We start from the raw sequence: 24,723 nt of genomic DNA on the forward strand, positions 1-24,723 counted from the left end.
CATTCACCTCCTAGCTCTCGTGATAGTCCTTCTAAACCTCATGAACTCCTCAGAACTACTCTCCTCATCCCTAAGTCTCCTACCCGTGAACTCCAGGAATACCTCATCCATTGTTGGTTCCTTAATGGTTATGCTCGTAGCCCTAATACTGAGCTTATTAAGGGCCTCAAGGATTATTGGGGCCGCCGTATTCCCGCTCTTAACCTTAAAGGTTATTGTGTTTCCATTCACAGTAACTCCATTAACTCCGTCAATGCCCTCAATCACCTTCCGAGCAAGATTAACATCCCCATTAACCTCAATTGTTATCACATCGCCGCCAACCCTCTCTTTGAGTTCTTTGGGCGTTCCGATAGCGAGTATCTTGCCATGATCGATGATTGCAATCCTCTCCGCATACCTATCAGCCTCCTCTAGGTAATGCGTGGTCATGAATATGGTCATACCATACTGCTTCCTAAGCCTATACACATAATCCCAAATCGCAGCCCTCGTCTGAGCATCAAGACCCAGCGTAGGCTCGTCCAGGAAGAGTATGGCGGGCCTATTAATAAGGCCCATGGCGATCTCCAACCTCCTCCTCATACCACCTGAGTACGTCTCAACCTTCCTATCAGCCGCGTATGATAACTCCACTAAATCAAGCAACTCAGCAGCCCTCTCCTTAGCCTCCCTCTTAGGTATTCCATACAACGCAGCAACAAGCATTAAATTCTCCCAACCCGTCAAATCCTCATCAGCCGTATACTCCTGGGGAACAACACCAATGCTCTCCCTAACCTTGGCCGGTTGCTTAATTACGTCATAGCCATTCACTACTGCAGTGCCCTCAGTTGGCCTAGTTACTGTGGTTAACATCTTTATTGTCGTTGTCTTACCAGCGCCATTTGGCCCTAAAAACCCGAAGATCTCCCCATAATACACCTCAAAGTTTATGTGATCAACGGCGGTGAAGTTTCCATAACGCTTCGTTAGATTTATTGCCTTAATGGCCACTTCCATAATGGTCAAGTAGGCGGATTGCACCTTAAATATAAATCTTTCTCTAAACCGATATCGGATAACCGATTACAAATCTAATCTCCTTATTACCTGGGATATGTTCGGTACAAATTTGTCGAGGGTTATGTGGGGTATGAATTGCCTGATGTATTCGAAGGCATTAACTATGGGCCAGTTCGTATTATTCCCCTCACTTCCTCTCAATTCAACGTATCCTGCCCTCCATAGCGCCGTCAATGCATCTGCATATAACTTCCTAACCCTTATCGCCTCCTCCGCCGCTGCCACCTCCCTAGGCATTACCTTAACTGCAATCCTAACATTACTTATCATAGCCTCTAGGTCATCCTGCGTATAGTTATTCCTAACGACTGGGCATAGTGTAGATACTACGAACTCTACCGTGAAGTCCACGAGTTTAAGTTCTGGGTCTATCACGTACCTAATTACCCTGGGTAGGTATGGGAAGGATCTACAGGTTAGTGGCTTGTAGAGTGAGTGCACCTTACAGGTCTTATCCTCCGGGTTTAGGAATGGGCATATGCCCTTACTATTTAACTGCATTAGATATGATAGAGCAACTCTAACACCGTTCTTAATATCGGTCACCACGTAGCCCGGCTTAAAGGCTAAATCATTCACGTCTAGCTCCTCAGCTAATTTACTCAGTATTATTACTTCATGTGGAAACACGGTCACTGGCGATATCGTGCAGCAATAGCCGCAATTCGGCATGCACTTAAATGGTGCTACCACGCCTTCTCACCCTGACCTAACTGGTTAAATTATTTTCTTCATTAGGCATCATGAACAACCAGAGACAAGATGAGGCACGAGTAAGACCTCCTTCAACCTCCTAACAGCATAGGCCCTGCACCTAATTAACTCCGCGGGACTACCACCACTGATTAGTGTTCCTATCCTATCGATGTATACGCCTATTACGTCATCAAGCATTGCACCAAGTAGATCCTCCTTGAATCCATCACCAACGTGTATTGCAAGATCAGGTTCAGCGCCATGCGTTAATAATGAGTATGCACGCTCAAAAATTGCTGGGTGAGGCTTGGCTCTACCAACTTCATCAGCGTATACCTGGACGTCAATAAGCCTACTTAGGCCAAACTTATCAAGGAGTCTCCTTGATACCGCACTGCTCCAAAATATCACGTTGGATACGACTCCAATCATGAACCCGTCGCTCTTCATCTCCATTAACACGTATTGCGCATCCTCATTAGGCTTCACATTACCTGACTCAAGCAGTGTATTTGCTATTATGTTTGCGACGTCCATAACCATCCTCTCATTGAGTTCAATCCCATACTTACGGGTTAGCCTCTCAAGGAATGTCCTAACATTATCCATTGGTGGTACGTAAGCCATCTCAACAACCCTCCTAAGCCTAATCTCCCTATCAAGGCCCATGTATATTTCATAAACATGGTCAAAATGAACCTCAATATCCTGGGACTTAAGATACTTAGTTATGTTCATGGCTATCTCCTCTATCAACTCCTTACCATAGTTTATCAACGTATTATACACATCGAACGTTATGACTTTAAGGCTCATTAACTCATTATTCAATCACATTATTTTAAGTATTCCTACCCTTAAGGGTTATGTTTTTAAACTAAAGGTTTAAGCTCGTTCTCGGTGTTAAACCTTTGGTTCAGGTAACAATAATTAGGTTAATTGGCTATAGGGAATGGACGGAGACCCTCGGTCCCGACAGGGAGCACGTAATACAGCAGGTCCAGGCTCAATTGCATAGGGAATTGGTTCACGTATTCTCAAGACTCAATGCCTGGGCCCACCCACTTAGGTATGATTACCTACTTGCAATAACTAATGGCTTAAGCAATGGTGAATTAACGAGCATAATTAAGGAACTTAGTGAGTATAGCCCGGTCCCTCTATCTAGTGGTACGTATGCAGACGTTAATCCCAGGGTTGCTGAGAGGGAGGCCTTCAGGCTTGCAATGAAGGCTTCTCCAGGTGAATCGTTAATTGGGGGTGGTGATGATGGTTATGTGGCTATCGCCCATATAGACCTGGTTGATTCAACAACGAGTACTGAGTGGACATCTAGTTATCAATTATATGAGCACGTGTGGAGTGTGGTTAATCAAGTAAGGCTTTACCTAGCGCCCTATGGAGGTATCACACTTTATTTAGGTGGTGATAATATTGTATCAATTGTACAACCGGCAATTAACGAGAACGATCTTAAACCACTGGCCAATTTAATAAATGCAAGGATAGGCGTTGGCATAGCACGTAGCGGTAGGGTTGCTATGAAACTCGCAACCGAGGCACTCGACTCGCTCAGGACTAGGAATGGGTATGGAGTAATGATGCTTAGAGAGGACTAATCGAGCCTTGGCCTCTTAATGAGCTTAATTTTATTGACCCTGCCCTCCTTAATAACCTGCACATAACCAGAGCTCTCTAATCTCCTGATTGCTCTCCAAAGTGTTGCCTTAGGCATGTTCAACTTCCTCTGGAGATCCGCTTGGTAAGCCTCACCACCCATGTCGATCAATGCCTTAAGAACCTCCTTATCAGTTGGGTTCAATCCCTCAACAATTACAAGGTTCACCTCAGGACCCCTATGCCTAATTACGAATAGGTAGGCAAATAATGCGGCCACAGCAATAACCGCTGCAATGACTATGTAATAGAGCATCGGCCCTAAACTAGGTGAGGGTTTTGTGACCTTTGGTGTTGAGTTTGTAACCGTAGTAACCGCACTGACGTTACTCACGGTGGTTGAAGTTGCCGTGGTCTTGTTAGTTATGGTTGTCGGTAGTTCTGGTATGAAGCCTATTGAGTAATTACCTGGTGCGAGTTGGAGTATTATTCCATTACTTACCTTGGTAAAATTCGTTATTAGACTTATTGGTAGTTGCGTTAATAATATGTTATTGCTTACGAAGAGGTTTATCGTGTATGGTGATGACACATTAATGATCAAGTAGCCACTGGGTGATTGAATTATGTAGGGCGCGTACTGTATTATAAATGAGCCATTCCCAAAGACGGGTATTATTAAGTGATTCCCTATTAGTATTGCAGGTATTGTTGAACCGCTTGAATTCTGTACAATCACTGGTCCCAGGGGTTTTATGGGTAACGTGATATTTAGCAAGGCCGTACTTTGTACGGTAGTTACATTTATACTTACCGATGAGCCATTACTCAATAAATATACAAACACCGTAATCAATGCCGCTAGTATCATTGCTTCAATTATGGCTTATTGACTTAAAAACTTTATTAATTCGCTTAATAATGAAAAGAAAAATAGTAATGAAGATAAAAAGGAAGTGCGCGAAAATTGAATTAAAATATTTTTAATGGGAATGTACCTAGAAAGTTACTTATTATCCACCACCCTTACCCTGACCCTTACCATGTCCCATCTGCCCATGTTGTCCTCCCTGCCCACCTTGACCGTGCTGACCCTTACCATGTCCCTGCCCATGTAGTTGCCAGCCCTTAGCCTCCTGACCGAACTGCTGCGTTGTGTTGAGCCAATCACTGAATCCCTTGCCATGCTTAAGCATCTGCAGCAACTGTGCCTGGGCGGTCTCGTTACCCTGTATCAGTGGGTATATCATCTTAAGCTCCTTGAATAACTCATGAAGCTCCTTAACACTTGTTATATTTAATCCGGTGATGTTCGTTAACATGCCAAGTTCGTGATCAAGCGTTGCCAATTGCGTCAATGTTTCATTTAGCGTTATTGATCCCCTTATTATCTGCATTACGTAGTGCTCAAGTTCGTGATCAATCCTATTTGCAAAGCCCATCTTCTGCTCCTCATAGTACTGACTGGTTATATTACTTAGCAATGACTTGTATCCACTCAATAGCATTTCTGCCTCGGAGTAATTACCACTAATTAGGGCCTGCTTTAGTTGGCTAAGTAGACTATAGATTTGGCTCGTCTGTGTGCTGTTTAGTAATCCTTGTTGTTCAAGCCTTGTTAATGTCTCGTTGAGCAGCATTAGCCTGAAGGTTAGTGTTCTATTCCAAATCTCAGCATGCCTTTCAAGCACATAGACATGAACCAAGTAGTGCCTAAGGTGTACCAGGAACTGAAGAGCCAGTAGGCACTCACCCTTACTAACATAGTAATTAGTAATATTCTGCAGAGTTACCGGTGTTAAGTTGAAGCCTGTTATGTTGAAGGCAGTCATATTGAACTTGGTTATGTTGAATCCCGTGAATGTACCATTTATGGCCGTCTCATTAAGGCCCGTGGCATTAACCACCATGAGTGACGTGGCGTTGACCCCACTCATGTTTGCGCCAACCCTCATTAACCACATGTCATCTATGTATAGGTTCGCCTGTATTGCAGTGAGTAGGCCAGGTGGGCATGTGGTTACGTTTGTCATGGTCACGTTGCTCACGGTTGTCGTAGTAACGTTACTTACAGATGTTGCGTTAATGCTAACCGTTGAGTTGGTGGCGTTGGTTGATTGAGATGCCAACAACGGGCTTGCGGTCATGACCACGGTCAACACTAACGTTAACGCTAGTGCCATGATCAGTGCTACTACTCCTATATCCATTATTTTTCTGTTTCCCATACTCATCACCAAACCCATAAACTAATTATTTAATAAGGAATCTCCCTGAAAAATAACGTTCAATTACTGTGAAACAAAGTGAAACCAGAGGTATGACTCTTAAAGACCAGTAACTACCAAGGACCTGTGCTCATTCTCATTGACTTAGACGGCACATTACTACCCCTCGAAGCATGGGACCCCGTGTTCCAGGAGATAAGCATGTTAATAGCCAGTAGGGCTAATGCTGACTGGAGGGCTGTGTACAAGGCTGCGAAGGACCTGAATAGGGAATTACTGAGGAGCTTCACAATTAAGGCCTTTGATTGGGATTACATATTCACCGAGATAGCCCATAGGTTTGGTCTACCCATAAGCATAGACGTCAATGACACATTGATGAAGTATGTGCATGACTTCAAACCATTCGACGGGGCGCTTGAGCTTTTAAGAGTAATTAGGGATTTGGGGCATGAGATAATCATTGCAACCAATGGGTTGTATAAGTATCAATCGGTGGTCATTAGGGAGTTGGGATTCTCAAGATTTGTTAATGGCATTAGAACGCCTGACATGGTTGGTTGTCCTAAGAATTGCCGTGAATTCTTCGAAGGTGCCCAGGTAATGATTGGTGACAACCCACTCTTCGACGTTTATTACCCAGCCAGGTTTGGCTTAATAACGATATTCATTGGTGATTGGGAAAAGAGATTGAGTTATGTATTGGATGTGTGGGGTATCGATTTATCAAGTGTTAAGCCAACGTACTCCTTCAAGAGCATTAAGGACCTACTAATGATGATAACCAGCATACTTAATCAGTAAGCCCGCGCATTGGTGATTTACCAACTCTTATGAAGAATATTGTTATCACGGCAAAGTCTATTATTATCATTATATGCATCACCGTGCAGTATATACATAGTGCGTGGAGTAGGTAGGTTTCAACGAATATTAAGTATGGGACCACCACTATGCCAATGAATCTCCAGTAAAATAGGGCATTTATCGCAAGTGTGGCTAAGTTCCCCGGGCCTAGGTCGTACATTAAAACGAGGATTATATTCACTATGAACCAAATCGCTGCGAGCAAATCCAGCGGTACACCACCTATGTCTGAGTACTTACTCGAAAGTACCCTTTCACAGTCAATGGTTATTCCTGGGAATGGGGATTTAAATGACGTGCAGAGTGGCGGTAGTTCACGTAGGTAATAATACGTGTATATCACAATGGAGGATGCGAATAGGCCCACCGCTGAGAAGATAAGCATAAGTACTAGCCATGTACCCGTTAGCCTTCTCATCACTACGTAGGTAAAACCCTGAGCTTAAATATTAATCTCACAGTGCAGTTACTGCATTATTATTAATTAACTTTAACGGGCTAATTAATTTATTAAAGCACTGCGTTTGTTTACGCACAATGTCTGAGGCAGGTAAGAGGATAATATTTCATGAATTATTAACACCTGAGGAGACATTGAGTAAGGTGTTTAGTACTGTTAAGGTTGAGCCGTTGGGGACAGAGGTAGTAAGGATCGAGGAGAGCTATGGAAGGGTTTTGGCAAGGGATGTTTATTCACGAATTGATGTGCCGCCATTTGATAGGGCGACAATGGATGGGTTCGCAGTTAGGGCTGAGGATACGTTTGGAGCCGATGAACTAAACCCAGTTAAGTTAAGAGTTATTGGTAATATTGAGACTGGGGCTGAGGAGTTGCCTCAGGTTAATTCTGGCGAGGCCGTTGAAATAGCGACTGGCGCCCCAATGCCCCCTGGCGCCAATGCGGTGGTCATGGTCGAGTATACTAAGCGTAGTGGTGATGAGTTGGTGATATATCGTTCGGTAACGCCGGGTGAGAACGTAATGTCAGCGGGTTCGGACGTAATGATGGGCGAATTAATACTTAGGAAGTGCACAGTGATTAGGGAGAGGGAGGTTGGTCTGTTGGCTGCTGTGGGTATTGATAGGGTTGAGGTATTTAGGAGGCCTAGGGTTGCGATAATATCCACGGGTAATGAGTTAGTTAGTCCAGGTAGGGAATTGGGTCGCGGCAAGATTTACGACATAAACACATACACAATAGCCCACGCGGTTAGGTCGATGGGCGCCGAACCCATCATCATGGGTATTGTTAGGGATGACATCAATGAGATGAGGGATGCCGTGAATAAGGCGTTAAGTATAGGCGATTTAGTGCTTCTGTCGGGCGGGACGTCAGCGGGGCTTGCCGACCTAACGTATAAAGTGCTTGACGAGATAGGGCCTCCCGGCATAATAATCCATGGGCTTAAGGTAAAGCCTGGCAAGCCCACGGTCGTGGCCGTGTCCAGAGATAATAAATTGGTTATTGGCTTACCTGGATACCCAAGTTCGGCATTGATGATATTCAACATAATAGTTAAGCCGATACTGGCCAAAATGTTATGTACGGGGATTGATGAGATTAGGATTAAGGCGAGGCTGGCAATTAGGGCCGACGGCGCCAAGGGCAGGAGAGCCCTTTACCCAGTTAGCCTGGTTGATACAGGCCACGGAGTAGTGGCCTACCCATTACCCGCTGAGTCTGGTGCCATAAGCACACTTGCCTTTGCCGACGGCTACATAGCTATTCCCGAGACCGTGGAGTACTTGGATAGTGGTGATGAGGTTGAGGTTACGCTATTCACCCATCAGTACATGCCGGCCAATCTATATATAATCGGTAGCCATGACCTAGGCCTCGATGTGCTAATACCAATGCTGCCAGGCTTTGTTAGGGCTAGGGTTATCAACGTCGGCTCCATGGGCGGATTATATGCCGTTAAACGTGGCGAGGCTGATGTGGCGGGCCTGCACCTCGTCGATGAGGAGACTGGGCAGTACAACGTACCATACATGGTTAAGTATAATGTTAACAATGCCGTCCTGATTAGGGGTTATTTCAGGGAGCAAGGGTTAATAGTGCCCAGGGGCAACCCTAAGAACATAAGGGGTATTGAGGATTTGTTGAGGGGTGATGTGAGGATTGTTAATAGGAATAAGGGTGCAGGCACTAGGTTCCTACTTGACATAAAGTTGAAGGAGATAGCGAATAAGATGGGTGTTAAGTTTGAGGAGTTGGTAAGGAGGATCAACGGCTACTATTACGAGGTTAAGACCCACACAGCAGTAGCTGCCGCGGTTGCCCAGGGTAAGGCTGATGCTGGTGTTGGTATTAGGGCTGCGGCCGCGATGTACGGCCTGGACTTCATACCGCTCGGTTGGGAGAGCTATGACTTTGCAATACCAATTGATAGACTTGAGAAGGATAGCGTTAAGGCATTCCTCAACATGTTAAGGAGTAGTGAGTTTAAGAATGCACTCAGTAAATTACCTGGCTATAGGGTTCCTGATGACATTGGTGAGGTTATTTGGAAAGGTCAATAAATTTAATTTTAAAATGCTCAATAGAGATAATACTACTTAATGGGTAGTTTATCCACAAAGTAAATCTTCCTAAGCTTCTTATAAAACGCCACCCTGGAGTTCACAAAATCAATCAACTCCTTATCAGACACCTTACCCCTATACTCATCACGCAGCACCACGTACGCAACAGGCAACTGACCAATGCTTGGGTCCTCAGCCTGCTCACCAGTTACATAGGCCTCCTTAACGGCTGGGTGTCTCATCAATATTATTTCCAGGTCCCGTGGAAATATTGGGTAGCCCTTGTACTTAATCATCCTCTTCTTAACGCCCCTGAAGTAAAGTAAGCCCTTGTCGTCCATAACCATCAAGTCGCCAGTTAATAACCAACCATTATGAAAGGCTCTCCTCGTATCATCCGGGTCCGAGTAGCCCTTCATCACCCAAGGAGCCTTTGCAGCTAACTCACCAACACTGCCCACGCCTAATTCCTTAGATGGGTCGTTTGGATCGACAATCTTTAACTCGGCACCTGGTATTGCCGAGCCAACCGTACCAGTCACATCCTTATACCTGACTGGCTGCACCGTGAGTACGTACGCCTCAGTTAAGCCGTAGAACTGCACAAGCGGCACACCAAATCTCTGATAAAATCCTAGCTGGGTCGCTGGCGGTAATGGCGCAGCTGCTGAGAGGGCAAGCCTTAATGACGACAGTGCATTAGGACTTAAGTCCCTGTTATTAAGTATCTGGTCAAACATTAAGGGCACGCCTGCAAACACCGTTATTCCATACCTACGTATTAACTCGGGCGTGTCCTTAGCGTCAAAGTGCCTGGCAATAACTGCCTTGGCGCCTCTCACGAAGGCCGACATAAGCTCAGTAAGACCAAGTATGTGGGATAGCTGGGCAACCACAAGTACGGAGTCCTTGGGATTTAGCTCTATCGCCTCGCCAAATGCGTAAGGCCCTGAGTATAGGCTAAAGTATGTATGCCAAACCTGCATTGTCCTCCCAGCAATACCTGCATAGTAGTAGATTAGCCCAACATCATCACTCCTAACCTCGATCGGCCTGCCTATTGAGGGGACGCTACTTAACAACTCCTGAAAGCTCAGTATACCTTGTCCAGAGACGCCAACACCAACAACCCTATACTTAGATAAAACAGCGGTCTCCCTCTCAATGACTGACCTATCGGCAATAACGACCTTAGGAGCCGAATCACTCAATTGGTAATCAAGGTCCTCAGATATGGTTAATGGATCTATGAGGACGGCAGACGCGCCAAGAATCCACGTCGCAAATAATGAGATGACGGCCTCCATACTATTACTCATGATTATGGCAACCCTATCTCCATGACCAACATCAAACCTACTTAATGAGCCTGCAAGCCTGGCGGCTTTACTGTAAAGTTCGCCATACGTTAATGAGGCACCGCTTTCATCAATTAGGAAAACATCGTTCGAGCGACTCCTTGAATAATCAAGTAATACCTCAACTGGATTTTGATATTGATAGTTTATCATGGTAATCACGGCTTTATATAACCACGCTCAATTAGTGCCGCCTTTATATCATCTAGAGTCCTAACATCATCTAATGTTGATATGTCCCCATACGGCTCATTCTTCACCAAGGCCCTTAGTAACCTCCTCATTATCTTACCCGACTTAGTCTTCGGTAGTCTCCTTACGATTATTACATCATCAACCCTAGTACCTGACGCCCTGGCGAACTCCTTAATATCGTTTATCAGGACCTCCGATGGAGCCTCCCCTGATTTAAGTACGACGAAGGCCAGTACCTTCTCGCCACCACCAGGCGCCGGTGCACCAACAACGGCCGCCTCAGCGACTGCCTTATGCCTTGCTAGGATACCCTCTATGTCCATTGTACCAAGTCTCTCGCCGGCAATGGTCAATATATCATCAGCCCTACCCAGCACGTATAGGTAACCATCCGAGTCGTAGAAGCCATAATCACCTGTATAGAAATACCCTGGGAACCTACTCCAGTACGTCTTCACTAATCTCTCGTGATTGGGGTCATTCCACATCTTAGCCATTGCCGGGTTTGGAATGGCAATGACTATGTAACCCCTCTGCCCAGGCGGCAGTGGATTACCGTCATCGTCAACCACCAGCCACTTACTACCTGGGAATTGAATACCAGCCGAACCAGGCTTAAACGGTATCTCGCCGAGTCCATACGGCGTCGCGGCAATTGGTATAAGGTGCTCCGTCATCCAGTAGGCATCGGCGATCATGGTATTTGGCAATTGCTGTATATACCACTCAGCAACGCCTGGGTTAAGCGTCTCCCCTGTATTGAGTATTATCCTCAGACTTGACAAGTCCCCCTTAAGTGCGTCCTCGCCAATGCTTCTAATTGTGTATAACGTGGTCGTACTACTCCAGATTAAAGAAACACGGTACTTCTCAACAATTCTAGCAAATAAGTCCCTCTTATAACCCACGAATCCCTCAAACAGGAGGCCTGTTAATCCCATCACGGGTATTGTGTATAGATTCGCCATGGGCCACACGGGCCACCCCAACTCACTTATTGTCCACCAAACATCAGTGTCCTGTGGGTTAAATAACGCCCTAAATGTCCAATTAAGGCCTATTGGATAACCACCATTACTCTGCCAAAGCCCCTTGGGCCTACCCGTAGTACCTGACGTGTAGTATATGGTGGCTGGCTCATTAGCCTCCACAGGGACTGGCTCGACATAGACCTTACCCTTTGGAGCTATATCCTCATAGACAAGGTCTCTACCCTGTTTAACATTGAAGTCAGAGAATCCCCTGGATACAACCAGAACCTTCTCAACAGGTGTTTGGTACTTCTCGAGTGTCCTATCCACGAGATCCTTCATCCTAACCTCATCACCAGCCCTAAATCCCTTCGATGCAACTATGAATACCTTCGACCCACAATCCTGAAGCCTATATGCAAGGGTCTCCTCACTTAAACCAGCGTAGTGAATTACCAATGTGGCGCCGAGCCTATGCACGGCGAGCCCAAAGTAAACGGCCTCTGGCGTGTTGGGCATCATCATCGAGACCGTATCACCCTTCTTAACGCCAAGCTCCTTGAGCACATACGCGGCCCTATTAACCTCCCTGTAAAGGTCCCAATAACTAATGACCCTACTATCGCCCCTCTCATTCTCATAATAAAACGCGACCTTATTGGCCCTAGCCGGTATGTGCCTATCAACAGCGTTATAACTAATGTTTAGATAACCACCCCTAAACCAATAAACATCCGGCGCCCTGCCCTCGAATATCGACTTCGGCCTTTCAAACCACGTAAGGTAATCAGCCTTATCAGCCCAGAATTTGGCCGGGTTCTCAGAGGCCTCAATAGCCATTCGCCTTATCTTATCTAAGGAATAGAACTTTTGGTTTACTGCCATAAATATTTTATTTATAAGCTCTTTTTAAATATTACCTCACGAAATTAGGGTATAAAGTTTTATTGAATTATTTACATAAGTAAAATTGTTAACCAACAACGCTATTGTAGTAATCAAACGTTAACTCCTCATACCACTTAGGTACCCTGGGCTCATACAATGAGAATTTAGCCAGTGGGTATGGGTGTATTCTCCTCACGGCATTAATACCGGGGATTATTAGGTTCAGGTACTTGGCTGGTATGATGATACTTATCTCGTGATTCTCCGTCCTCCCAAGTATTAACTCACCCGTTCCTGGAATATTTATTTGAACCTTACCGTACTTATGGGAATATGGTATTAATGTGCATGATGCCAGTCCCATGTACGTAATCTCCCCTGGCATGATGCCATTCCAAATCAAGGCCTTGGCTATGGTAGCTATTTGGGCAGGTAATCCATAAATAATGACTACATGCGGTTCAAAGTCTATCCTGTCAAGCGGCGATATTAGTACTAACTCTGTTGAGCCAGGTTCAAGAAACCTCATATGTAACGTGGCGACTATCTTATTCATGGTTTCCCTATCCGACGTATGCCACTGTGGTATATCCCTATCAATATAGTCCAGTGTGGTCCTTGTAAGTCCAAGCGCCTCAGCACCTATCATGCAGAAGGAGTCCTCAAGCCCTATCGCTAACCTCCAGCCATAGGTCCTCACAATGTTTATAGCTTGACAAAACGCAACCCTAATACCAAGATCCTTATATGGCCTCTTGAAGTCACTAATGTTACATTGCTCGCCCTTACCGCAGAACCTAACGCCTATTGGTCACGTCATTAAACCAAGAACTTCCCTCAACTAACGCCCTGTTGCCTAACCTCATCAATTGATGCCATGAAACTCTATTATGAAAAATTACCTTAAAAGGATTATAGGGTTATACCGTGGTTATGGGTTATGAGCATGGTTTTTTACCAATAAAATATGGCAGTAAGATATCAATAATTATATGATTTACCTAGGGACTTTCATTATTTATAACTACTTATCCAGGAAATTCTTTGTTATATTGATAAGCAAATATTTAAAATAATACGGGTTCAGTATGATTAATGATTCTTGAAATTGCGAAATTACTTGTTAGGCTTAGGGCCTATTGGGCGTCAATTAGGGGTCTCAGGGAGTTCATCGACGATTACCCATTTGATGAAATAGCGCTTAAGGCGCTTAAGGGCCGTGATGCGGTTTATCCATTTGGTGAGATAGCTACCTATGGCTCTGCTGTGCTTGGTTCTGGGGTTTATGATAAGAGGGGTTTTCCTCGATTTAAGACCCTAGATAATTCAATAATATTGTTACCGCCGGCATTTACGCCAAAAAGGCTTGAGAAGATGGCTGAGCTTCTTCGGGAGCCCACGTTCATGGACGTGAACCTGGAGGGTTCATTGGGTGGTTTTAAGGTTTCCATGCCCATAGTCGTCGGTTCGATGGGTTCTACTTCAATAGCTAGTAAATTTAGCCTTGAGATAGCTAGGGCAGCGGCTAAGGCGGGTATTGTCATGGGTATTGGGGAGAACGTGGCCACGGTTAGGGGCTACTCGAGGAGGTACACGAGGGGTCACCCGAGCTTTAAGGAGAGGTTGATGGCGTACTTAACGAATGTGGATAAATATGGTGGGGTCGTTATTCAGCAGAACGTGGAGGATGCGTATGATGAGCTTTGGAATAAGGTATATAGTGATAAGGATGTTGAGCCCTACATTGAGGAGGGCCTTATCGGCTTTGAGATTAAGATGGGGCAGGGGGCTAAGCCGGGTCTTGGTGGTGTGATTAAGATTCCAAGGGAGGAGGCCATTAGGCTTAAGGCTAAGTACCACTTCGAGATTGACCCGGAGAAGGTTAAGGATAAGTTCATAACAAGGTACTCGGTGCCTGGTACGTACACTGAGGACATACTTAGGGGCATGATTAGGTTCATGAAGACGGCATACCCAAGGGCTAGGATTTGGATTAAGCTTGGTCCTTATAGAGATGTGGATAGGGTCATTAGCATAGCCCATGAGGAGGGCGCCCACGCCGTTGTGATTGACGGCAAGGAGGGCGGCACGGGCATGGCGCCTTCAGTGGCCATGAAGGACCTGGGCTACCCAACCATAGTAGCCCTTAAGAAGATACATGATGCCAGGAAGCTTGGGATAATGGACACATCACTACTGCTTGCGGGTAGGCTTTATAATGGTTCACATGTGGTTAAGGCCGTTGCCCTGGGAGCCAGTGGCGCCTACATGGCTAGGCCGTTCCTCATAGCGGCGATGGTTAAGGGTGAGAAGGGGGTTTTGAATTACATAGAGGCTGTTAAGGAGGAGATGCAGATGTTGGTGTCTGCATTGGGTAAGTACGACATTAGGGAGGTTAATACGGAGGATGTTGCTGCCATTGATAGGGGCATCGCCGAGATGTTTGGAATACCGTATGTCTACTCACCATCATTTTAAAACGGTCTAACTTAATAAGGCTATTATTTCTAGCGTTATCGTGAATTTAAGAGCATTTGTTAGGCTTTCTAGGATTGAGCATGGAATACTAACAAGCCTAATAGTCATTGCATCCTACGTAATAGCCGGCGGTAGAAGCGCCATCGCCATGGTACTCCTCTTCCTATCATCACTGCTCACTGAGATATTCCTCTTCGCCACAAACGACATTTACAATATTGAGGAGGACAGAATTAATAGGCCAGATGCACCCCTCGTACGTGGTGAAGTATCAATCAATGAGGCCTGGGCGTTATCATTACTATCCGTAGTCATTGCCGTATCATTGAACGTGCTTGGTATTGTCATGGGGTATTTAATGATTTGGAGCATTGTAATATTAATAATGGCTATAGTACTTGGTTTCTCCTACAATTATAGGTTGAAGAGGGTCATTATCGTGAACAATGCCTTTGTGGCAGTAACATCATCATTAACATTCCTATACGGACTATACGCAGTCTCACCCACAGTACCAACCCTCAATCTCCCATACCTACTATTTATCGTTTCCTTCCTGGCGACCATGGGCAGGGAATTGGTTAAGGGCGCAATTGATGTTGCTGGTGACGTGAGGGCTGGTGTTAAGACCGTGGCTAATACCTACGGCATTAAAATCGCCATAACTCTCGCGGTAATATTTACGTTGGTTGCAGTCCTTATATCACCGTTAATTATTATCTATGCGCTCCGAAATCCATATGGGCTAGTTTTATCGGTGGGTGTCTTGGCAACGGATGCTATTCTCATGTACATATCAATAGCGCTTCTTCGAAATAGTAATTACATGGGTAGGTTCAGGGTATTGTCCCTTGGGGCCATGGCGATTACGATAATTGCATATTTATTATTTGCATTGTTGGTGACTGTTCATTAAATACCGAGGACACTTCGGAGAATTGCTAGGTAATTTACCTCCTTGAATTTCATTTCCCTGAGGGACGGTATTTCAATGAGCATGGGCTTCCTCATTTTCATCCTCAACTTATCAAAATCCTCCCTAACCCTATCCACGAGGTTGCTCGTTATTAATATCGCACCAACACCCTCCTCGACACTCAACTCCTTAATTATTGCCAGTATGTTCTCATTCTCATTAATGACCCTACCCTCAAACCCAAGCAACTTAAAGGTATATACCGTATGCTCATCGCCAAGCACTACTGCACGCACGTTTTCAGACACTATGATGAATTTATAAAGTTAATTACATAATCACCATGGCTCCCTCTTAAGCCCAAGTAAGTAGGCTATTGTATTCGTGGCCAGGTGTATCGGTGGGGTTATTACCACGGCAATAACCACATAAATAATCCTTAAGACACTTGGCTGAATGAGCCATAGGGCTAGCAATGCCGCCAGTAGGAAGTCAAGCTGGTCAAGCAGTGGTGCCGGCGCTCCACGGGGCAGACCAAGCCTTCTCTTAATGAACGCCCCAAGTAAATCGCCCAGTAATGCCGCTATACACATTACAAATACGGCCAATGGATTTGGGAGCTCCGAGACTATATTCACAGCCCTGGCTACCACGATGTACGTTAACTCGCCAATTACGAAACCAGCCAACAAACCCGTGATAAAACCCTCATACGTCTTTCCATCACCAAAAAGCCTCTTCCCATCAATGAAATTACGACCAAGATCTATTGGCGTCCTACGCCTAAACACCTTACTAGCAATTACAGGCGTTGCATTAGCTACATATGGAGGCCAAATAATCAGTAACGTAATTATGAAGTCCCAAAGTAAGCTCACGCGTAATCACTCGAGACTATGCCTCTTGATTAGGTGTGTTATTGCGGAGTTCTTTGTTATGAACTCCTGACCGCACACGAGGCAGTAGTAAATATCCATCCCATTACGCCTAACCGAGACAATCAAGTGCTCCTTGATGTGCCTAAGGAATGCCCCCTCCCCATTCAATTTAGCATTACAAATCTCGCATGTTATTGTTTTTCCGCCAACCCTGCCATGCCTACGCATGTGGGTGACGAAGGAATTAACGTCAACCTCGGCTCCGCACTTTGGGCACTTTAGCTTGGGTCTTGGTGATGCCTTGGTTATTGCGTCGACTACCTTATTGACATCCTCGCCCATGTAATCACACAGTGGGCATACCACGATCTTAGTCAATGCCTTGGCTGCAGTGCTCATAGTCGTGAGACCCTAACCCTCTTACCTTTTTAAGTTCTAACACTTAACTTAGGCAATGAGTAGGGTCGTGGGCTTGGCGATGCCCAGGTGGGACTTGGGCACGGTGGGTTACGTGGCTGGTTCACCCGGTGAAATCGATAAGGCGTACTCGGAGCTTTTCCTGCGTTGTTACCCAACCACTGTGGACATGACCAGGGAGATGGATAGTAAGGTCTCCTGCATAGTCAATACGGTTAGGAGGGGGTTACCCATAGGTAGTGTTGTGTTTCTGCTTGATCCTTACGGTATTGCCAATGACATCGGTACTAAGTATGGTATTAGGAGGGAGCTTATCCTTAATAGCGTATATTCATGGTTTATTAATTACCTGAGGAACAATGGCCTAATCACTGACTCAGACGCGGTGGAGCTTGATCAGGAATTATCAATGTTGATACGTAGTATCAAGGCCAGGGTTGGTGGTAGTGCCAGTATGGTAGCTGGTGTTATGGCTACGATAGTGATGAATCGAAGAGTTAAGGTTAATGAATTACCTATAAGGATAATGGATGTTCGAAATGACGTGATTAATCATGTTAGGGGCATGATCTCAATTCATTAATCAGCATTTCCAGCGCTCATTCACTGATCAGCCAAATGCCTCCTCATCACTGCGTATTAAACAACACAATTACTTAAAGGCTTTTTGTGGTGGGTAGGGTGATTCTTAAATATAGCTTCATCAATGTATAGGCTATGGTAGGGGGTACACCGATTAGGGAGGGCGATATTAAGAATTATCCGCATGAGGAGTGGACGAGACCATTCCAGTACAGTGTGACTGCTGGTACGGCTTACTCCAAATTCCTAGATGGTCTGAAGAGCGGTAAGATATACGGCACGTACTGCAGTAAGTGCGGTCATGTATTCGTACCACCCAAGATGTATTGCCCATACTGCTTTAAGCCCGTGGATGGTTGGGTTGAGGTTAAGGATGAGGGTACGGTAATCACGGCGGTGGTTAGTTACATAAGCGCTACGAGGGAGCCGCTTAAGGAGCCTAGGGTTGTTGGTGTCATTAAGCTTGATGTGCCAGGTAAGGAGTTTAGCGAGCATAGGTTTCCTGGCATAATGCATTACTTATGTGTTGATCCTGAGGATGTTAAGTCAATGAAGGTATTTGGCATGAGGGTTAAGGCTCGGTGGAAGCCTGCCAATCAAAGAACGGGGTCTGTACTAGATATTGAGTGCTTCGAGCCCGTGAGGTGAGGGGCATGTCCTTCGAGAAAATCAATGTGAACAGGGATATTAAGCACTGGCTCCACGTAATTGAGCAGGGTTATAGGTATACTGCAGGCCCGATAGGCACTAAGTTTCTTGAGGGCATCAAAGCCGGTAAGTTACTCGCCGGTAAATGCCCTGTGTGCGGTAGGTTATTAATTCCTCCAAAGGCCTTTTGTCAGTACGATTTCGCCGAGATTAAGGAATTAGTGGAGATAGCGCCCGTGGGCATCGTCAGGTCTTACACGGTGGTCTACGAGGACTCATACGGCAACAAACTGCCTAAGCCCGTGGTCATAGGCTTCATAGAGTTCCCAGGGGTTGCTGGCGGTCTTGTTCACTATATAGTCAATGTTGAACCAGGTAACGTTAGGGTTGGGCTTAAGGTCAAGCCCGTGTTTAAGCCTGGGAATGAAAGGAGGGGCTCCATAACGGATATTGTTGGTTTTGAGCCCGCCTAGTGTTTACGATTAACGAAAATCTTAAATAGGCATAGGATTGTTGGTTACCTGAATGAGTCAAGCGCAGAGGAGGATCCCAGTATACAAGAAGATATTGCAGGATAAGATTAAGGAGTGGATGATCAAGGAATTTCTAAACTACAGACTGGCTAAGCAGGGGTACGTGGACTCTGACGTACTAAAGACGCCGCTTGGTACGAGGATAATAGTTTATGCCGAGAGGCCTAATAGGATTATTGGTAGGAAGGGTGTAATAGTCAAGGAATTAACAGAACTACTTAGTAAGAAGCTTGAGGTTGAGAACCCAATAATCGACGTAACCCCAATACAGAACCCAGAGCTTAACCCCAAGATCATTGCCAACAGGATTGCCTGGGCAATGACTAAGGGCGTTAAGTTTAGGAGGGCTGGCATGATAGCCATTAGGCAGATAATGGATGGTGGCGCGAAGGGGGCGGAGGTCACGATTAGTGGTAAGTTAACGAGTGAGAGGTCGAGGTTTGAGAAGTACATATACGGTACTATTTACAAGAATGGATTTGATTCGAGGACTAAGGTTCAGAGGTTCGTGGGTCAGGTATTACTGAAGCCGGGTCTTTATGGCATTGAGGTTAGGATAACACCACCAATTAGGTTTAGTGATGAGTTCCAGATAAAACCACCGAGCAGGGAGGTTGCTGCCGAGGCCCAGGCACAGCAGGTCCAGGGTGGTGAGGGTGGCGAGCAGGCAGAGACTTAATGCAAGGACCATCAGGAACATGAAGCCTGAGGATAGGGCAAAACTACTCAATGACCTTAGGAATGAGTTGCTTAAGTTGCAGACGCAGAGGGAGCGTGGCACCCTGGATAATCCTGGTAGGGTTAGGGCTATTAGGAGGGCTATTGCCAGGGTATTAACAATAATGAATGAGGAGGCTAGAAAGGCCGTTAAGGCAGGTGAATGAGTAAGCCATTATTATTTAAGTTCATAGAAACCGTTAATTGTAGAAATAAGTCCTTGAATGGCGTCAGTGGTATAGTCATTGATGAGACGGCTAAGACGGTTAAGGTTCTTACCTTAACTGGCTCTATTAAGGTTATTATTAAGGAGGATTGTTGGTTTTATGTGAACATTAATAACTGTACATACCTGGTTAATGGACGTAAGCTAATTCTTAAGGGAGGGAAAGGAAAATTTTTAAATTCGTAAAATAACCCTTGCCACGTGTCTGAACAGGAACTAACTGAGCGATTAATTAATGGTATCATTACCCGACTTGAGAATGAGATTAATGAGTGGAGTAACAATGTTAGGCTCAGGGCCGAGGCTGAGCTCCTTGATGGTGTTAAGGCAATAATTGACAAGTACTCGGGCACTCTTGAGAATATTGATAAGGAGTTGAATATGGAGAGGGAGTATAGGCTTTATAACGAGATGATGAGGGAGAAGAGGGAGAAATTGAGCATCCTTGAGGAGGCCTATGCGGAGGTTGTTAGGAGGATTAAGGAGAGGATTAGTTCCATGAGGGGCACCGATGATTATAAGAAGTTCCTTAAGAACTCGATTCTATGGGCTATGTCAATAATTGGTTCAAGGGAATTAACAATAACGGTAAGTAAAGCCGATAAGGATGTCGCTGAGGAATTGGTATCAGAGCTCGGACTTAATTCAACTGTAAATACCACGGAAGAGGATTTACTAGGTGCCATCATTTCCTCGGCTGATGGGTCCATAAGAGTTGATGCAACTCTTGATTCCAGGCTTAGGCTTATGGAGCATCAAATAAAGACCTTACTGGCGCATTTGGCTTCGTAGGGTTAGGTCGTTTATAATGTAGAATTAATTTTAAATATGTAGAATTTAGCTCATGTCGTGTCATCAGACAAGGGTAGGATTGTCTACATAAGTGGACCTGTGGTTAAGGCTGAATTACCTGGTGCATTACTTTACGAGTTAGTCTTTGTTGGGGAACTTGGTCTCTTTGGTGAGGTCGTTAGGATTCAGGGCGATATGGCATTCATACAGGTTTACGAGGAGACAACGGGATTAAAACCTGGTGAACCCGTTGTCAGAACTGGCGAACCACTTAGTGCCTGGCTAGGGCCTGGCATACTTAATAGGGTTTATGATGGTGTTCAAAGGCCATTACCATTAATATTTGATCTAACGAAGAGACCCTTCGTCGCCAGGGGTATTAATTACGAGAAGGCACCACCACTGGACTTCAAGAAGAAGTGGAAGTGGATACCGAAGGTTAAGGTTGGTGATGAGGTTGAGGTTGGCGACATACTCGGCGTCGTCCCAGAAACACCATTGGTTGAGCATAGGGTCCTCTACCCACCAATATATAGGGTTGGCGGTGTTGTTAAGTACGTAGCTCCTGAGGGTGAGTACACAATAGATGATGTGATTGCGGAGGTGGAGACTAAGGAGGGCACTGTAAAGGTTAAGATGTGGCATAAATGGCCCGTAAGAAGGCCAAGGCCATTCAAGGAGAAGCTACCGCCTATCGAGCCCTTGATAACGGGTATTAGGACCATAGACACCTTATTCCCAATAGCCATCGGCGGCGCGGCCGCTATACCTGGGCCATTTGGCAGTGGTAAGACGGTAACAATAAGGACCCTGGCAATGTATAGCGAGGCCAGATTAGTATTCCCTGTGCTTTGTGGTGAGCGTGGTAATGAGGCTGCTGATGCACTGCAGGGATTGCTTAAGCTCGTTGACCCAAACACTGGTAGGCCTTTGATGGAGAGGACCACGATTATTGTGAATACCTCAAACATGCCCGTGGCGGCTAGGGAAGCAAGTATTTACATGGGTGTCACCATAGCTGAGTACTTCAGGGATCAGGGCTATGACGCATTCCTAATGGCTGACTCAACAAGTAGGTGGGCTGAGGCAATGAGGGAGGTTGCCCTGAGGATTGGTGAGATGCCCAGTGAGGAGGGATTCCCGGCGTACCTACCGACTAGGTTGGCTGAGTTCTACGAGAGGGCTGGCAGGGTAGTAACCCTTGGCAAGGGTAATAGGCTTGGCTCAGTCACTATCGCTGCATCAGTGTCGCCACCAGGTGGTGACTTTACTGAACCCGTGACGAGCCACACACTTAGGTTCATAGGTGCCTTCTGGCCGTTAGACGCCAAGCTAGCCTACTCAAGGCATTACCCAGCCATTAATTGGCTAATGGGCTTTAGTAGGTATGTGGATACGGTGGCTGAGTGGTACCAGAAGAATGTTGCGCCTGACTGGAGGGAGCTTAGGGATGAGGCCGTTAGGATACTGACTAGGGAGGCTGAGCTTCAGGAGGTTGTTAGGATACTCGGCACCGAGGCACTTAGCGAGCAGGAGAAGCACCTACTAAACGCGGCATTCCTGATTAGGGAGGGCTTCCTAAAGCAGGATGCGTACCACCCAGTCGATGTTAAGTCATTACCACCCAAGCAGTATTGGTTGTTGAGGTTAATCATAACGTTCTATAGGAAGGGCCTTGAGGCGATAAACCGCGGAGTGCCTGCCTCGGCACTTAGGGAGTTGGACGTGGTTAAGAGACTGGCTAGGCTTAGGATGGAGGTTAGGAATGAGGAGTATAAGAAGTTGGTTGATTACGAGCAGGAGTTGATAAGCGCCATTGAAAACCTGGTTAAGCAGTACGAGACCCAGAGGGTAACGGCTACGGCTTAGGTTAAAAACCCTGAATACTCATTACCGTGCTGATCAACGACCTTATTACCTGGTAATTTTCACTCCCACACAACACAATCGTGTATTTATTGCATGAAATACTATCTAGCTTGCTTAACTCCTCAGCAGCCTCCTGCGATAACTCATCGAGGTAATTATTAAGCTTAAGTATTAGGAACCTATTCTGCGGGCACACGAATTTAAGGAATAATGCTGCGTCAGAACCATTCTTTATTGCGATGTCCCTAAGCCTTACGACGGAGTCCTCATTAATACTCCGGCTTATTACGGATACGTAGCATCTCCTGCACTCACACCTAAATACCTGGGAGAATTTCGTGACATCCCTTATCTCATCAATGCCTAAATTACGTAATAAGTCATTAAGTAACTCCTCACCCTTACTCGTTAACTCCGCCCCACCTCTCATAACCCTAATGGCACCTTTATCCCTAAGCTCATTGAGCACGCGCCTCACGACGCCCTCCCCCATGCCTGAGACAGCACTTAGTGAGTATCTGCCCATCCTCCCATACCTCTTAAGCATTAGGAGCACCGTTAACTCCTCAGCACTCATTTGCATTAGTTATTAATTATCTAAGGTAAAAATAATTTTCCTCACCAAGTTATACTTATTAATCCTTACAATAATTGTGCCTGGTGGTCATCATTTGCCCAGTAAGGGCATGTACGCAAATTCGAAGGAATTACCAATAATAGTCTACAACACGGCATCAAAGAACCTCGAGAAGATAACCCTCCTACGCCCTGGCCTGGCTAGGATTTACGTCTGTGGATTGACGCCTTACGACTCAATGCATGTTGGTCATGCAAGGACGTTCGTGTTCTACGACATATTCAGAAGATACCTAGAGTACCTGGGTGTTGAGGTTAGGTTTGTGACTAACTTCACCGACATTGACGACAAGATAATTAACAGGGCTAGGCAGGAGTTTGGGGGTGAATTGATTAATAGGTGGTATGAGGTACCCAGTAGGTACATTAAGGAGTTCTTTGATGCCATGGATAGGCTATACGTGAAGAGGGCGTACGCATACCCAAAGGTCACTGAGAACATAAACGACATGCTAAAGTGGATTCAGGAATTAGTAAGTAAGAACCTGGCCTACGTAAGCCCCGATGGCTCTGTTTACTTCGACATAACCAAGGTACCCAGGTACGGCGAATTCTCCGGGCAGAAAATCGAGGACTTAATAGCGGGTGCCAGGGTGGAGCCAGAACCAGGTAAGAGGAACCCGCTGGACTTCGCGCTTTGGAAGTCGTGGAGCGAAGGTGAGCCTTGGTGGAACAGTCCCTGGAGCCCTGGTAGGCCTGGCTGGCACTTGGAGTGCGTTGTCATGTCCAGTAAGTACCTCGGTGTACCCTTCGACATACATGGAGGTGGGCAAGACCTGATATTCCCACACCATGAGAATGAGATTGCCATCGCCAGGGTCTACTTCGGCATTGATTACTTCGCTAGGTACTGGATACACGTTGGTTTAGTGACAATCAGGGGGCAGAAGATGAGTAAGTCCCTTGGTAACATAATACCGATAATGGAGGTGTTGAGGAAGTACGATGGCGAAGTACTGAGGCTTTACTACGCCATGACCCAGTACAGGAAGCCCATGGACTTCGATCCAGACGCCCTGGACCAGGTTAGGAATTCACTAATGAGTGTGTACGCGGCCTATGACATGCTGACCGAGGCAATAAACGAAGCCCCAGACACCGGTGATAGGGATAATGAGTTATTAAGTAAAGTTAATGAGTTCGTTAACTCCTTCGAAGAGTCACTAAACAATGATATTAACACAAGCGGCGCGGTGGCGGCGCTAATGGACTTCGCGAGGTACATAGCATCCACGGTCATTTACAACACACAACACTACTCGAGAAACGCCTTAACCAATGCGTTAACAGCATTTAGCGATCTGGCAAACATACTCGGCATTCTAAATAGGACGAGACTACCACCATCGCTTGTGTCATTGATAGATACGTTAATAAGAATTAGGGCGCAACTAAGGGCTAGGAAAATGTTTGACGTAGCCGATGAAATCAGGAACGAACTTAGCAAACTGGGCGTTGTGGTGAGCGATGTCGGTAATAAGACGTATTGGTATATCGACAGAGACAAAATAACCCAATGGCATTAAATGGCGTAACTTGGACCTGGAGAGTCGCCGTGTATATATAACTGCGGCGACTCTTCCCGCCCAAATTCTCATGGGCATCATCAATTAATGCCTC

The 24,723-nt window shown here is 45.7% G+C and carries 27 protein-coding genes; 14 read left to right on the top strand and 13 right to left on the bottom strand.

The genetic code is table 11. From position 1 onward, the window contains the following. Positions 1–3 precede the first annotated feature (3 nt). The 3 genes from VDIS_RS01665 to VDIS_RS01675 form a co-directional block, all read right to left on the bottom strand. Positions 4–1,005, bottom strand: coding sequence for an ATP-binding cassette domain-containing protein (locus VDIS_RS01665; RefSeq protein WP_148678381.1), 1,002 nt, complete (start codon positions 1,003–1,005; stop codon positions 4–6). 63 nt (positions 1,006–1,068) lie between these two features. Next, positions 1,069–1,758, bottom strand: a complete 690-nt coding sequence (locus tag VDIS_RS01670) for a YkgJ family cysteine cluster protein (protein WP_013335472.1) — start codon at positions 1,756–1,758, stop codon at positions 1,069–1,071. Positions 1,759–1,806: 48 nt separating this feature from the next. Continuing rightward, complete coding sequence (locus VDIS_RS01675) at positions 1,807–2,577, bottom strand: HAD family hydrolase (RefSeq protein WP_013335473.1); 771 nt, start codon at positions 2,575–2,577, stop codon at positions 1,807–1,809. Positions 2,578–2,672: 95 nt separating this feature from the next. On the opposite strand from VDIS_RS01675, the gene VDIS_RS01680 reads away from it, so the two are divergent. Next, the gene (locus tag VDIS_RS01680) at positions 2,673–3,380 is read left to right on the top strand and encodes a GTP cyclohydrolase IIa (protein WP_013335474.1); all 708 of its coding nucleotides are present in this window, start codon (positions 2,673–2,675) and stop codon (positions 3,378–3,380) included. On the opposite strand, the gene VDIS_RS01685 is transcribed toward VDIS_RS01680, so the two are convergent. Together VDIS_RS01685 and VDIS_RS01690 are read right to left on the bottom strand one after the other, a co-directional pair. Beyond that, a complete protein-coding gene (locus VDIS_RS01685; RefSeq protein ID WP_013335475.1) occupies positions 3,377–4,249 on the bottom strand; it encodes a helix-turn-helix transcriptional regulator in 873 nt (290 codons plus the stop codon). The two genes, VDIS_RS01680 and VDIS_RS01685, sit on opposite strands and share 4 nt — an antisense overlap. Before the next feature lie 142 nt (positions 4,250–4,391). Then, positions 4,392–5,606, bottom strand: a complete 1,215-nt coding sequence (locus VDIS_RS01690; RefSeq protein WP_245522543.1) for a hypothetical protein — start codon at positions 5,604–5,606, stop codon at positions 4,392–4,394. Positions 5,607–5,732: 126 nt separating this feature from the next. Here VDIS_RS01690 and VDIS_RS01695 point away from each other — a divergent pair, with 126 nt between their 5' ends. Then, positions 5,733–6,410, top strand: coding sequence for an HAD family hydrolase (locus VDIS_RS01695; protein ID WP_013335477.1), 678 nt, complete (start codon positions 5,733–5,735; stop codon positions 6,408–6,410). Here the strand turns inward: VDIS_RS01695 and VDIS_RS01700 are convergent. After that, positions 6,400–6,891, bottom strand: a complete 492-nt coding sequence (locus VDIS_RS01700; protein ID WP_013335478.1) for a vitamin K epoxide reductase family protein — start codon at positions 6,889–6,891, stop codon at positions 6,400–6,402. The genes VDIS_RS01695 and VDIS_RS01700 overlap by 11 nt on opposite strands. Before the next feature lie 119 nt (positions 6,892–7,010). Between VDIS_RS01700 and VDIS_RS01705 the strand changes: the two genes are divergently transcribed. Continuing rightward, complete coding sequence (locus VDIS_RS01705) at positions 7,011–8,996, top strand: molybdopterin biosynthesis protein (protein WP_013335479.1); 1,986 nt, start codon at positions 7,011–7,013, stop codon at positions 8,994–8,996. Between the two features lie 32 nt (positions 8,997–9,028). Here the strand turns inward: VDIS_RS01705 and VDIS_RS01710 are convergent, their stop codons facing one another. The 3 genes from VDIS_RS01710 to VDIS_RS01720 all read right to left on the bottom strand — a co-directional run bounded on the left by VDIS_RS01710 (position 9,029) and on the right by VDIS_RS01720 (position 13,219). Next, positions 9,029–10,510 (bottom strand): class I adenylate-forming enzyme family protein, encoded by a 1,482-nt coding sequence (locus tag VDIS_RS01710; RefSeq protein WP_013335480.1) that lies wholly within the window; start codon positions 10,508–10,510, stop codon positions 9,029–9,031. A gap of 5 nt (positions 10,511–10,515) precedes the next feature. Continuing rightward, positions 10,516–12,408 carry an AMP-binding protein gene (locus VDIS_RS01715; protein ID WP_013335481.1) on the bottom strand — a complete coding sequence of 631 codons (1,893 nt, stop codon included), beginning with the start codon at positions 12,406–12,408 and terminating at the stop codon, positions 10,516–10,518. Positions 12,409–12,496: 88 nt separating this feature from the next. Then, a complete protein-coding gene (locus VDIS_RS01720; RefSeq protein WP_342606896.1) occupies positions 12,497–13,219 on the bottom strand; it encodes a DUF169 domain-containing protein in 723 nt (240 codons plus the stop codon). Between the two features lie 287 nt (positions 13,220–13,506). On the opposite strand from VDIS_RS01720, the gene VDIS_RS01725 reads away from it, so the two are divergent. Beyond that, positions 13,507–14,889, top strand: coding sequence for a glutamate synthase-related protein (locus VDIS_RS01725; protein WP_013335482.1), 1,383 nt, complete (start codon positions 13,507–13,509; stop codon positions 14,887–14,889). Positions 14,890–14,929: 40 nt separating this feature from the next. Then, positions 14,930–15,805: a geranylgeranylglycerol-phosphate geranylgeranyltransferase gene (locus VDIS_RS01730; protein WP_013335483.1), complete on the top strand. Its 876-nt coding sequence runs from the start codon at positions 14,930–14,932 to the stop codon at positions 15,803–15,805. On the opposite strand, the gene VDIS_RS01735 is transcribed toward VDIS_RS01730, so the two are convergent. From VDIS_RS01735 to VDIS_RS01745, 3 genes are read right to left on the bottom strand one after another with little or no spacing between them, the layout of a single operon-like run. Beyond that, complete coding sequence (locus VDIS_RS01735) at positions 15,802–16,101, bottom strand: V-type ATP synthase subunit F (RefSeq protein ID WP_245522544.1); 300 nt, start codon at positions 16,099–16,101, stop codon at positions 15,802–15,804. The genes VDIS_RS01730 and VDIS_RS01735 overlap by 4 nt on opposite strands. Positions 16,102–16,143: 42 nt before the next feature. After that, positions 16,144–16,683, bottom strand: a complete 540-nt coding sequence (locus VDIS_RS01740) for a CDP-2,3-bis-(O-geranylgeranyl)-sn-glycerol synthase (RefSeq protein ID WP_013335485.1) — start codon at positions 16,681–16,683, stop codon at positions 16,144–16,146. A gap of 6 nt (positions 16,684–16,689) precedes the next feature. Beyond that, positions 16,690–17,082 (bottom strand): hypothetical protein, encoded by a 393-nt coding sequence (locus tag VDIS_RS01745; RefSeq protein ID WP_013335486.1) that lies wholly within the window; start codon positions 17,080–17,082, stop codon positions 16,690–16,692. A gap of 55 nt (positions 17,083–17,137) precedes the next feature. Between VDIS_RS01745 and VDIS_RS01750 the strand changes: the two genes are divergently transcribed. The 8 genes from VDIS_RS01750 (at position 17,138) to VDIS_RS01785 (ending at position 22,467) form a co-directional block, all read left to right on the top strand. Continuing rightward, positions 17,138–17,683 carry a hypothetical protein gene (locus VDIS_RS01750; RefSeq protein WP_013335487.1) on the top strand — a complete coding sequence of 182 codons (546 nt, stop codon included), beginning with the start codon at positions 17,138–17,140 and terminating at the stop codon, positions 17,681–17,683. Positions 17,684–17,817: 134 nt separating this feature from the next. Next, the gene (locus tag VDIS_RS01755; protein WP_013335488.1) at positions 17,818–18,330 is read left to right on the top strand and encodes a Zn-ribbon domain-containing OB-fold protein; all 513 of its coding nucleotides are present in this window, start codon (positions 17,818–17,820) and stop codon (positions 18,328–18,330) included. Positions 18,331–18,335: 5 nt separating this feature from the next. Beyond that, positions 18,336–18,803: a Zn-ribbon domain-containing OB-fold protein gene (locus VDIS_RS01760; RefSeq protein ID WP_013335489.1), complete on the top strand. Its 468-nt coding sequence runs from the start codon at positions 18,336–18,338 to the stop codon at positions 18,801–18,803. Positions 18,804–18,855: 52 nt separating this feature from the next. Next, the gene (locus tag VDIS_RS01765) at positions 18,856–19,542 is read left to right on the top strand and encodes a 30S ribosomal protein S3 (RefSeq protein ID WP_013335490.1); all 687 of its coding nucleotides are present in this window, start codon (positions 18,856–18,858) and stop codon (positions 19,540–19,542) included. A gap of 19 nt (positions 19,543–19,561) precedes the next feature. Continuing rightward, complete coding sequence (gene rpmC, locus VDIS_RS01770; RefSeq protein WP_171804871.1) at positions 19,562–19,747, top strand: 50S ribosomal protein L29; 186 nt, start codon at positions 19,562–19,564, stop codon at positions 19,745–19,747. After that, positions 19,744–19,992 carry a ribonuclease P protein subunit gene (locus VDIS_RS01775; protein ID WP_013335492.1) on the top strand — a complete coding sequence of 83 codons (249 nt, stop codon included), beginning with the start codon at positions 19,744–19,746 and terminating at the stop codon, positions 19,990–19,992. Before rpmC ends, VDIS_RS01775 begins: the two co-directional genes overlap by 4 nt. 15 nt (positions 19,993–20,007) lie before the next feature. Then, positions 20,008–20,598 carry a V-type ATP synthase subunit E gene (locus VDIS_RS01780; protein WP_013335493.1) on the top strand — a complete coding sequence of 197 codons (591 nt, stop codon included), beginning with the start codon at positions 20,008–20,010 and terminating at the stop codon, positions 20,596–20,598. A 57-nt stretch (positions 20,599–20,655) separates the two neighbouring features. Beyond that, on the top strand, positions 20,656–22,467 hold the full coding sequence (locus VDIS_RS01785) for a V-type ATP synthase subunit A (protein WP_013335494.1): 1,812 nt from the start codon (positions 20,656–20,658) through the stop codon (positions 22,465–22,467). A gap of 1 nt (position 22,468) precedes the next feature. Here VDIS_RS01785 and VDIS_RS01790 read toward each other — a convergent pair whose 3' ends face one another. Further along, complete coding sequence (locus tag VDIS_RS01790) at positions 22,469–23,044, bottom strand: hypothetical protein (RefSeq protein ID WP_013335495.1); 576 nt, start codon at positions 23,042–23,044, stop codon at positions 22,469–22,471. 136 nt (positions 23,045–23,180) lie between these two features. On the opposite strand from VDIS_RS01790, the gene cysS reads away from it, so the two are divergent. Continuing rightward, positions 23,181–24,629, top strand: coding sequence for a cysteine--tRNA ligase (gene cysS, locus VDIS_RS01795; RefSeq protein ID WP_052885864.1), 1,449 nt, complete (start codon positions 23,181–23,183; stop codon positions 24,627–24,629). Positions 24,630–24,723 lie beyond the last annotated feature (94 nt).

It is taken from the genome of Vulcanisaeta distributa DSM 14429, from assembly GCF_000148385.1.
Lineage (GTDB): Archaea > Thermoproteota > Thermoprotei > Thermoproteales > Thermocladiaceae > Vulcanisaeta > Vulcanisaeta distributa.

What these genes read in the sequence shown, in the direction of transcription:
- VDIS_RS01700 (WP_013335478.1), bottom strand. Translation starts at nt 6,891, where the DNA reads ATGAGAAGGCTAACGGGTACATGGCTAGTACTTATGCTTATCTTCTCA.
- VDIS_RS01765 (WP_013335490.1), top strand. Translation starts at nt 18,856, where the DNA reads ATGAGTCAAGCGCAGAGGAGGATCCCAGTATACAAGAAGATATTGCAG.
- VDIS_RS01760 (WP_013335489.1), top strand. Translation starts at nt 18,336, where the DNA reads ATGTCCTTCGAGAAAATCAATGTGAACAGGGATATTAAGCACTGGCTC.
- VDIS_RS01675 (WP_013335473.1), bottom strand. Translation starts at nt 2,577, where the DNA reads ATGAGCCTTAAAGTCATAACGTTCGATGTGTATAATACGTTGATAAAC.
- rpmC (WP_171804871.1), top strand. Translation starts at nt 19,562, where the DNA reads ATGAAGCCTGAGGATAGGGCAAAACTACTCAATGACCTTAGGAATGAG.
- VDIS_RS01690 (WP_245522543.1), bottom strand. Translation starts at nt 5,606, where the DNA reads ATGGGAAACAGAAAAATAATGGATATAGGAGTAGTAGCACTGATCATG.
- VDIS_RS01750 (WP_013335487.1), top strand. Translation starts at nt 17,138, where the DNA reads ATGAGTAGGGTCGTGGGCTTGGCGATGCCCAGGTGGGACTTGGGCACG.
- VDIS_RS01725 (WP_013335482.1), top strand. Translation starts at nt 13,507, where the DNA reads ATGATTCTTGAAATTGCGAAATTACTTGTTAGGCTTAGGGCCTATTGG.
- VDIS_RS01705 (WP_013335479.1), top strand. Translation starts at nt 7,011, where the DNA reads ATGTCTGAGGCAGGTAAGAGGATAATATTTCATGAATTATTAACACCT.
- VDIS_RS01755 (WP_013335488.1), top strand. Translation starts at nt 17,818, where the DNA reads ATGGTAGGGGGTACACCGATTAGGGAGGGCGATATTAAGAATTATCCG.
- VDIS_RS01710 (WP_013335480.1), bottom strand. Translation starts at nt 10,510, where the DNA reads ATGATAAACTATCAATATCAAAATCCAGTTGAGGTATTACTTGATTAT.
- VDIS_RS01685 (WP_013335475.1), bottom strand. Translation starts at nt 4,249, where the DNA reads ATGATACTAGCGGCATTGATTACGGTGTTTGTATATTTATTGAGTAAT.
- VDIS_RS01790 (WP_013335495.1), bottom strand. Translation starts at nt 23,044, where the DNA reads ATGAGTGCTGAGGAGTTAACGGTGCTCCTAATGCTTAAGAGGTATGGG.
- VDIS_RS01745 (WP_013335486.1), bottom strand. Translation starts at nt 17,082, where the DNA reads ATGAGCACTGCAGCCAAGGCATTGACTAAGATCGTGGTATGCCCACTG.
- VDIS_RS01715 (WP_013335481.1), bottom strand. Translation starts at nt 12,408, where the DNA reads ATGGCAGTAAACCAAAAGTTCTATTCCTTAGATAAGATAAGGCGAATG.
- VDIS_RS01775 (WP_013335492.1), top strand. Translation starts at nt 19,744, where the DNA reads ATGAGTAAGCCATTATTATTTAAGTTCATAGAAACCGTTAATTGTAGA.